This is a genomic window from Streptomyces kebangsaanensis, from assembly GCF_001906585.1.
GTDB lineage: Bacteria > Actinomycetota > Actinomycetes > Streptomycetales > Streptomycetaceae > Streptomyces > Streptomyces kebangsaanensis.
Map to the genome: position 1 here is coordinate 28818 of NZ_JUJA01000144.1, position 5489 is coordinate 34306.

Genomic DNA, 5489 nt, shown 5'->3' on the forward strand with positions numbered 1-5489 from the left:
CCCCCCGACGCAGCTGAGACCGGGGCCGTCCGCGTCGTTCGCACCGCTGGTGACGACGTACGGCACGCCGCCCTACACGGATGTCGACCCCTCGTGGCCCGCCGGAATCACGTACGTCGCGATGTTCGGGATCATGTTCGGGGACGTGGGCCACGGGGCCCTGCTGCTGCTCGGCGCGCTGGCGCTGCGGCTGGGACGGCCGCGCGGGCTCGCGCGGTACCGCCGTCTGTGGCCCTTCCTCGCGGGCGCCGGATCGGCGGCCGTGCTGGCCGGGGTCGCCTACGGCGAGTTCTTCGGGCCCACGGGTGTGCTGCCGGTGCTGTGGCTGAGCCCGCTGGCGAGCCCCGCGCGCCTGCTGGCCGCGGCGGTCGTCCTCGGCGCGGGGCTGCTGGCCCTCGCCCACGCGGCCGGTGCGGTCAACCGCTGGCGCGAGGGCGGGCCGGGCAAGGCGCTGTACGCGGCGTCCGGCTGCGCCGGTCTCCTCTTCTTCCTGGGGTTCGCGCTGTCCGCGGCGGGCCTGGTCCTGCACCGGCCGGACCTGGCCGTTCCCGGGGCGGTGCTCGCCGCGGTGGGGCTGGCGCTGGTGGCGGCCGGGCTGTTCCGGGCCACGACGGGCGGCTTCGCGGGGCTCGCCGAGACCGTGGTGCGGCTGTTCGACGTCGTGGTGCGCGCGGGCACCAACACCCTCTCGTTCGCCCGGCTCGCGGCGTTCGGCCTCACCCATGCCGCGCTCGCGGACCTGGTGTGGCGCGGCACCGCCGGCCTCGCCGGGCGCGGAGCCGCGGGCCTCGCCGGCGCGGTGGCGCTGTTCGCCGTGGGCACTGCCGCCTCGTTCGCACTCGAGGCCCTGGTGGCCGGTGTGCAGGCGCTGCGGCTGGAGTTCTACGAGATCTTCTCGCGGCTCTTCGAGACCGAGGGCCGCCCGTTCCGTCCCTGGCACGTTCCCTTGGCGGCACCGGCCGAGGCTGAGAGGGAGGTGGCCGCGTGCTCACCTGGCTGATGGTCCTGCCCGTGCTCGCCGCGGCGCTCGGCGCCGCGCGGCTGCTGCTGCGGCGCCGGACGAAACGCGTGTTCCCCTGGCTCCTGGCCACGAATCTCGTCCTGCTGGGCGGGGCCTGCGCGCTCGTCGCGACGGCGCTGTCCGGCCCGGCGCGGGCGGCCGTTCCCGTCCAGGCCGCCGCGTCGGGTGCCGTGAACGGCTCCGCCCTGATCGGAGCCGCCATCGCGGTGGCCGGCGCGTCGATCGGGGCCGCCATCGCCGTCGCCTACACCGGGGCCGCGGCGCTGGCCGCGCTCAGCGAGCGCCCCGAGATGTTCGGCCGGGCCATGGTGATCGTGGGACTGGCCGAGGGCATCGCCGTCTACGGACTGGTGGTCGCGATCCTGCTGATCGGAAAGGCCTGACGGTGGGCACGGTGACGGCCATCGGCGCGCGGACCAGGGTGGGCGGCCTGGCCCTCGCCGGGGTCGGGGTCCTGGTCGCCGAGAGCCCCGAGGCCGTCCGCCGCGCCTGGCGGGAGCTTCCGCCGACGGTCTCCCTGGTGATCCTCACCGCGGAGGCGGCCGAGGTCCTCGAGGCGGAGCCGGCCGCCACGACGGAACCGGACCCCTCCCGGCCGCTGATCGTGGTGATGCCGCGATGACCGCACCCGCCGGCCGCCACGACGCCGCCCCGGACGCCCCCGCCGACGCGCTGGCACCCGTGCGTGCCGAACTGATCCGCGCGGCACGGGCGGACGCCGACGCCGTACTGGACCGGGCGCGGGCGGACGCGGACGAGACGCTGCGGGCGGCCCGCGCGCAGGCGGCGTCGCTGCTCGAACAGGCCCGGCGGGACGGCGCGCGGGACGGCGCGGCCGAGGCGGCCCGGGAGCGGGTACGGGCCCGCCAGGACGCGTGGAGCCGGGAACTCGCCGCACGCGCCGAGGTCTACGCGGACCTCCGCGGCAGGGTCCGCGCCGGGGTCCGGGAGGCGCTGGCGGACGACGCCGCTCTCCGGGCCCGGCTCGAGGAGCGGGCGCGGGCACTGCTCGGGGCCGACGCGCGGATCACGGCCGCCGCCGGGGGCGGGGTGACGGCGGAGACGCCCGGGCGCCGCGTCGACCTCACGGCGGACGCCCTCACGGACCGCGCCCTGGCACGGCTCGGCGCACGGGCCGAGACGCTGTGGGCGCCATGACGCTCCCGTCCGCCGCGCGGCGCCGAGGTCCTGGCGGCGACGTGCCGGCACACGTCCTGCGGGTGGCCGGGCCACTCGTCGAGATCGTCCGCGCCCCGGGCGTCGCCATGCACGACATGGTCCTGCTCGGCGAGGAACGGCTGCCCGGCGAGGTGGTGGCCATCGAGGGCGACGTCGTCACCGTCCAGGCGTACGAGTACACCGGCGGCCTCGCGCCCGGACACCCGGCCAGACCTCGGGGCGGACCGCTCGCGGTGCGTCTGGGACCGGGGCTGCTGGGCGGTGTCTTCGACGGCCTGCTCCGCCCCCTCGCCCGCGCCGGGGACATGCTCCTGCCGGGCGGGCCCGGTACGGAGCCGGACGGCCGCGGCCGGCCGTTCACCCCGCGCGTGGCCGAGGGAACACGGGTCGCGGCGGGCGACGTCCTCGGGGACATCGCGGCGGCGGTGCCCCTGCGCGTCCTCGTGCCGCCGGGACGCTCGGGTGTGGTGACGCGCGTCGCGCCGGCCGGCCACCACAGTGAGGACACCGTGGTCGCCGTGGTGGACGGGCACGAGGTGCCGCTGGCCCAGAGCTGGCCCGTGCGCAGACCCAGGCCGGTGAGGGAACGGCTGCCGGCCGGCCGGCCGCTGCACACCGGGCAGCGCGCCGTCGACCTGCTCTTCCCGGTGGCCCGCGGCGGCACGGTCGCCGTCCCCGGCGGCTTCGGCACGGGCAAGACCATGCTGCTGCAGCAGATCGCCAAGTGGTGCGACGTCGATGTGATCGTCTACGTCGGCTGCGGGGAGCGCGGCAACGAGATGGCCGACGTCATCGAGGAGCTGTCCGAGCTGACCGACCCGCGTACCGGGGGCCGCCTGGCGGACCGGACCGTCACGATCGCCAACACCTCCAACATGCCGATGATGGCCCGCGAGGCGAGCGTGCACACGGGCACGACCGTCGCCGAGTACTTCCGGGACATGGGGCTCGACGTCGTCGTGATCGCCGACTCGACCTCCCGCTGGGCGGAGGCGCTGCGCGAGTTCGCCTCCCGGATGGGCGAGCTGCCCGCCGAGGAGGGTTATCCGGCGAGGCTCGCCTCGGAGCTGGCCGCCTTCTACGAGCGGGCCGCCACCGTGCGCACACTCGGCGGCTCCACGGGGTCGGTCACCGTCATCGGTGCCGTGTCGCCCCCGGGCGGCGACCGCACCGAGCCGGTCACGGCCCACACCGAACGGTTCGTGCGCTGCCTGTGGAGCCTGGACCGCGACCTCGCCTACGCACGCCACTATCCGGCGGTCTCCTGGGCGGAGTCGTTCTCCCGCGACACCGCCGCGGTGGCGGCGGCGCACGCGCGGGCCGGTGACCCCCGGTGGGCCGAGCGGCGGGCGCGGGTGGCCGGTCTGCTCGCGGAGGCGGACCGGCTGGCCGACCTGGTGGAACTGGTCGGTGTCACGGCCCTGCCGCCACGGGAACGGGTCAGCGTGCTCGCCGGCCGGCTGCTGCGCGAGGGGGCCCTCCAGCAGAACGCGCTGTCGCCCTCGGACGCCTACAGCACGCCCGGGAAGACGGCGGCCCTCGTGGAGGCCGTCCTGACGGTGGTCGACCGCTGTGTGGAACTGGTGGACTCCGGTGTCCGCGCGGACGCCGTCGAGGCGGTCGACTTCACCCCGCTGCTGCGGGCCCGTGAGGACGCGGGGCCCGGGGAGAGCGCTCCGGTGGAGGCGGCCCGCGACACGGTGCTGGAGCGGCTGGGAGGGACGCGGTGAGCGCACCCGGCGGGATCGAGTACACGCGGGTGCGGGATCTGCACGGCCCGCTCATGGTCGTCGAGGGGGTGAGCGGGGTGGGCTGGGACGAGTTCGCCACGATCGTCCTGGACTCCGGTGAGCGCCGGCACGGGCTCGTCCTGGAGGTGAACCGGGACCTGGCGGTCGTCCAGGTGCTGGAGGACACGGCCGGGATGGACCCGGGCGGCACGCGCATCGCGTTCTCGGGCACACCGCTGCGGATCCCGGTCGGCACCGGCTGGCTGGGGCGGGTGTGCAACGGGCGCGGCGAACCCGCCGACGGCGGACCGCCGGTGCTCGGCCCCGTGGACGCCCCGGTCGGCGGCGCGCCGATCAACCCGGTGCGCCGGGAGCCGCCCACCGAGGCGGTGCTGACCGGTGTGGGCGCCATCGACGTCCTCACGACCCTCGTACGGGGGCAGAAGCTTCCCGTGTTCTCCGCCGCCGGGCTGCCCCACCTCCAGCTGGCCGTCCAGGTGGCCGCCCAGGCGACCTGCGGCGGCGAGGCGTTCGCCGTCGTCTTCGCCGGCATGGGGCTCACGCACGCCGACGCGGCGTTCGTCCGCGACGGGCTGGCCGAACGCTCCGCGGCCGGGGAGCTGGTCCTGCTGCTCAACACCGCGGACGACCCGGTGATCGAGCGGCTGCTCACGCCGCGGCTCGCGCTCACGGTCGCCGAACATCTCGCGTTCGAGGAGGGCCGCCACGTCCTGGTGCTGATGACGGACATGACGGCCTACTCGGAGGCGCTGCGCGAGGTGTCCGCCGCGCGGGGCGAGATCCCGGCCCGGCGGGCCTATCCCGGCTATCTGTACAGCGACCTGGCGTCCCTCTACGAGCGGTGCGGCAGGATCAGGGGGCGTCCCGGGTCGGTGACCGTGCTGCCGGTGCTCACCATGCCCGCCGGCGACATCACCCACCCCGTGCCCGACCTCACCGGCTACATCACGGAAGGCCAGATCGTGCTGTCGGCCGAGGTCCACGCCGGCGGCACGTATCCGCCCGTCGACCCGCTCGGCTCGCTGTCCCGCCTGATGCGCAAGGGGGCGGGAAAGGGCCGTACCCGCGAGGACCATCCCCCTGTCGCGGCGCAGCTGATCGCCGCGCTGGCCCGTGCCCGGGAGGTGCGGGAGCTCGCCGACCTGGTCGGCCGTCCGGCGCTCAGTGCGATCGACCGCCGTTACCTGGATCTGGAGGACGCCTTCCTGCACCGGTTCCTCGCCCAGGGCACGGACGAGAACCGGCCGCTCGACGAGGCTCTGGACCGCGCCTGGGACGCGCTGCTGACCCTGCCGCCCAGCCAGCTCGGCATGATCCCGGCGGCTCTTCTCGACGCCCACCGGGCAGCCGGGGACGACCACCCGGGCGGAGAAGGCACGCCGCCATGAGCCCCCGGCGACCGCGGGTGCCCCCGGGGCGGGCCGGCCGGCTGCGGCTGCGGCACAGCCTCGGCACCGCGCTGCGCGGAGCGGACCTGCTGGAACGCAAGCTCCGGCTGCTGCTGGACCGGGAACGGGAGCTGAGACGGACGGCGGACG

Annotated in this window: 6 protein-coding genes; all 6 read left to right on the forward strand. The window is 76.3% G+C overall.

The genetic code is table 11. The features are described from left to right. The coding region (locus tag RH94_RS21590) for a V-type ATPase 116kDa subunit family protein (protein WP_234425939.1) at positions 1-1000 on the forward strand (1000 nt) is incomplete at its 5' end. Beyond that, the gene (locus tag RH94_RS21595; RefSeq protein WP_073949146.1) at positions 985-1404 is read left to right on the forward strand and encodes an ATP synthase subunit C; all 420 of its coding nucleotides are present in this window, start codon (positions 985-987) and stop codon (positions 1402-1404) included. The genes RH94_RS21590 and RH94_RS21595, both read left to right, overlap by 16 nt. Positions 1405-1415: 11 nt before the next feature. Beyond that, positions 1416-1643: a V-type ATP synthase subunit F gene (locus RH94_RS21600; RefSeq protein WP_234425940.1), complete on the forward strand. Its 228-nt coding sequence runs from the start codon at positions 1416-1418 to the stop codon at positions 1641-1643. Further along, positions 1640-2179, forward strand: coding sequence for a hypothetical protein (locus tag RH94_RS21605; RefSeq protein WP_073949147.1), 540 nt, complete (start codon positions 1640-1642; stop codon positions 2177-2179). Before RH94_RS21600 ends, RH94_RS21605 begins: the two co-directional genes overlap by 4 nt. Then, positions 2176-3930, forward strand: a complete 1755-nt coding sequence (locus tag RH94_RS21610; RefSeq protein WP_073949205.1) for a V-type ATP synthase subunit A — start codon at positions 2176-2178, stop codon at positions 3928-3930. Before RH94_RS21605 ends, RH94_RS21610 begins: the two co-directional genes overlap by 4 nt. Next, positions 3927-5339, forward strand: a complete 1413-nt coding sequence (locus RH94_RS21615) for a V-type ATP synthase subunit B (protein WP_073949148.1) — start codon at positions 3927-3929, stop codon at positions 5337-5339. The genes RH94_RS21610 and RH94_RS21615 overlap by 4 nt, the downstream gene beginning before the upstream one ends. The last annotated feature ends 150 nt before the right edge of the window (positions 5340-5489 follow it).